The 3,321-nt window shown below is 50.4% G+C and carries 3 protein-coding genes; all 3 read right to left on the bottom strand.

What is annotated here, in order from left to right:
* On the bottom strand, positions 1 to 472 hold a 472-nt coding region (locus ACOJTG_RS24300), incomplete at its 3' end, for an MFS transporter (RefSeq protein WP_420156181.1).
* A complete protein-coding gene (locus ACOJTG_RS24295; RefSeq protein WP_420156180.1) occupies positions 469 to 1,551 on the bottom strand; it encodes a pyridoxal phosphate-dependent aminotransferase in 1,083 nt (360 codons plus the stop codon). The genes ACOJTG_RS24295 and ACOJTG_RS24300, both read right to left, overlap by 4 nt.
* 99 nt (positions 1,552 to 1,650) lie before the next feature.
* Positions 1,651 to 3,321: insulinase family protein (locus tag ACOJTG_RS24290; RefSeq protein ID WP_420156179.1), on the bottom strand; the 1,671-nt coding region annotated here is incomplete at its 5' end.

Raw genomic sequence — 3,321 nt, 5'->3', positions numbered from 1 at the left:
CTGCCAGTTCCAGAATCAGGCGTCCAACCGTTGGAGCCAGGATGGGGGAGATGCCTAAAATCAGTAACAGCGTCGAGAGAATTCCCGCGATTTCCTGCGGTTGGTACAAGTCCCGTACCATCGCCCGGCTTGCTACCATGCCCACACAACCACCGACCGCCAATACAAAACGCAGGCCAATCAGCCAGTGAACCTGCGTAACATACGCACAGGCAACCGCAGCGAGCGAATACAGAAACAGCCCCGCCAGCAAGGGCTTTTTTCGGCCAAATCGGTCCAGCAGCGGCCCGCAAAGCAGCTGACCCACCGCTAAACCCAAGAAGAAACTCGTCAGCGAATAAGCTACTGCCGAAACGGTCGCGTGCAATTGCTGAGCCATCACCGGGAATGCCGGTAAATACGTATCAATGGAAAAGGGGGCCAGGGCCATCAGAAGACCCAGTGTGAGGAGCGAAAGCACGGTTGGTTTCATCGGCTCTGAAGTTCGCCCAGGGCTTTAACAAATAGCTGCATCTCCTCGAGCGTACCCAAACTCAGGCGGCACCAAAATGTGCGGTGCATTTCCATCGTTTTCACCCGGATGCCTTTGGCAAGCATCTGCTTCTGAAAGGAGTTCCCCGGTAAGGGTAGAGCCATCAGGATAAAGTTCGTATACGAAGGAATGAACGCGTAACCCAGTCGGTTGAGCTGGCTATACACGTAGGATTTAACCCGTTCATTCTGCTGTACGTAGTGTAAATGAAAGGCGATGTCGTCCAGTGCCGCTGAGGCCGCATACAAGGCCAGCGAACTAATATTGAGGCCCGTCATGGCATTTACCTGATGGAACGGAGCCAAAAAGGCGGGTTGGGCGAGGAGGTAACCAATGCGTAAACCAGCTAACCCAAAGCCTTTCGAGAACGTCCGTCCAATAATGACGTTTTTCTTTTGAAGCAGTACACTCACCATACTCTGGGTATTCGCTGCTACGGCCAAATCCAGGTAAGCTTCGTCGATAAAAATGGGTACGCGTGGGGAGACGCTCTCGCAAAACCGCAGTAACGATTGCCCCTCGGTAATGCTTCCCGTCGGGTTATTAGGATTACAGATATAGACCATCCGGGTACGCTCATCGATGGCCGCTTCCATCTGCTCTAAATCGTGGGAACCATCGCTCCGGCAGGCAATGCTTTTGCACTGGGCACCAGTGGCTACTACCGTGTCCAGAAAGAGGGGGAACGTAGGCGTAGGGCAAACCAGGTTATCGCCGGGCTTGAAATAAAGCAAAGCCGTCTTTTCCAGTAAATCCGAAAGCCCTGCTCCCACAAGTACTTGCGAAACTGCCACCCGTTCCCTAGCTGCAATTTTAGCCGTGAGCATGGGCAAATCGCTAAAGACGTAACGATTCGCCAAGGGGAGTGCGGCCAGGATAGCCTGTTGGACGGTGGGAGAAACGCCATAAGGGTTTTCATTCGAGTCCAGCCGAAGCAACGTTTGTGCGGCCCCTTCCCTGGAAGTGGATGACCCTTGAAAGGCTACCGAATGCGGAGCGGGTACAGGAATGGATTTCATAGATTCATGACTAGGCTATAACTACCTAATCGGATTGTTGATGAAGTAAGGAAATCGCTGAAATCGGGGCAGGTACTATCATCCTGCCCCGATTCCAACCTACTGTTTAGATTCGGGTAATAGGAAAGCCTTCACGCAGTTCGATCCCAGTACCTTTTTAGCCAGACTTTGTACGGACTCTTTGCTCACCTGGTCAATTCGCTTCATCTGCTGGAGAATTTCCTGAGGCGACTGACCGTATTGATGACTGGTGACCAAGTGATTCATCCAGTACTGATTATCCTTGAGTTGTAATTCCAGCTGACGTTTGCTCTCCATTTTAAACTTGTCTACGTCCGTTTGCGAGGGGCCGGTAATCTTCAGGTGCTCTAGTAAATCCAGCGTTTTCGTGGCCAGTTCATCCACGCGTCCGGGACTGGTTCCGTAGCTAATGGCTAGCGTATAGCGGGGCTCGGGTAGTTTGAAAGCATTGGCGGAAGCTCCAATAAAGTAGACACCGCTTTCTTTTTCACGAATCTCTTCGACCAGCTTAATATTGAGGATTTCCTTGATGGCCGTTAGATTAATGGCGTTTTCGGGCGTGTAGGGTAATGCTCCGGAATAGATGAATTGAGCCGATGCTTTTTGTTCAATTCCCCGGAAAACGCTTTTGGATACCTGTCCCTGCAAGGGTCGAATGTGAAGATCGGTATAGGCTTCTTTTTTCTTCTGAGAAGGTAGGCTGCCCAGGTATTTTTCAAGCAGGGGCTTCAGTTCTTCTACTTTAAAATTACCCACGAAGAAGTAGGTGAAGTCCGCAGCGTTCGCAAAACGCTCCCGGTAGATCTGATACGCTTTTTGAACATTAATTTTGTCTACATCCGAAGGCTTTACGGGCATTCGACGCGGATGATACCCACCCATGACTGCCGTTAACGTATCCCGAAATACATTCTGCGGATTGGGAGTCGCCTGATTTTGTTCAAATTCATCTTTCAGGTTCGTCAGAAAACCCTGGATAACGGCTTCGTCCTTACGGGGTAATGTTAACCTGGCGTGCATGAGCTGAAAGGCCGTTTCGGCATCCTTGGGAGCAAACGAACCCGATAACCCTTCCGCTGTTTCGTTGATGAAGGTAGAAACGTTCACTACTTTTCCCGTCAGGTATTTGCGGAGCTGCGTGGAGGAAAAATCGGCCACGCCTCCCTGACTAACCAGATTATTCGTAAACCGGGCCGTATTGAAATCGTCGTAAAGAGCGGTACCGCCAAAGCTATAGCCTGTGAACAAAATCTCATCGTTTTTGAAATCCGTAGGCTTGAGTACCACTTTTACTCCATTCGATAGCGTCAGCTCCGTTGCATTGATTTCAGGGAGAGATTTCTCCGCAGTAATTTTCCCAGCCTTCGGTAGACTGGTCAGCAAGGACTTGGAAACCACTTCATCCACGTAGGGCGTAAGATTTTCGGCGGTATGATCAATCCAGGTCAATAACTGGGCTTGCGTCGGCAACGTGACTTTCTCTTTTTCGGGAGCCATTACAATAACAGCCCGGTTTTCCTTCGTCAGCAGCGTTTTAGGTAAAGCATTGATTTCTTCGAGCGTAATGCCGGGCAATTCGGCTTTAACGAATTGGGCGTACGAGTCAATGCCCATCGAAGTTTCATCGCCTACGAAATCGTACATATACTCCATGGCCAGCGTTTGGGAGGAGGTCTTGTCTTTTTCCTTCAATCGTCTCTCCACGTCTGATCCGAAATTTTGCTTGGCCCGTTCCAGCTCCGTAGCCGT

The sequence above is a fragment of the Siphonobacter sp. genome, assembly GCF_048595215.1.
Lineage (GTDB): Bacteria > Bacteroidota > Bacteroidia > Cytophagales > Spirosomataceae > Siphonobacter.
The sequence above is the reverse complement of the archived record's forward strand: the minus strand, read 5'-3'. Positions and strand labels throughout refer to the sequence as shown.

Bases quoted from the DNA above. Each gene is read 5' to 3' on its own strand.
- ACOJTG_RS24295 (WP_420156180.1), bottom strand. From the start codon at position 1,551: ATGAAATCCATTCCTGTACCCGCTCCGCATTCGGTAGCCTTTCAAGGG.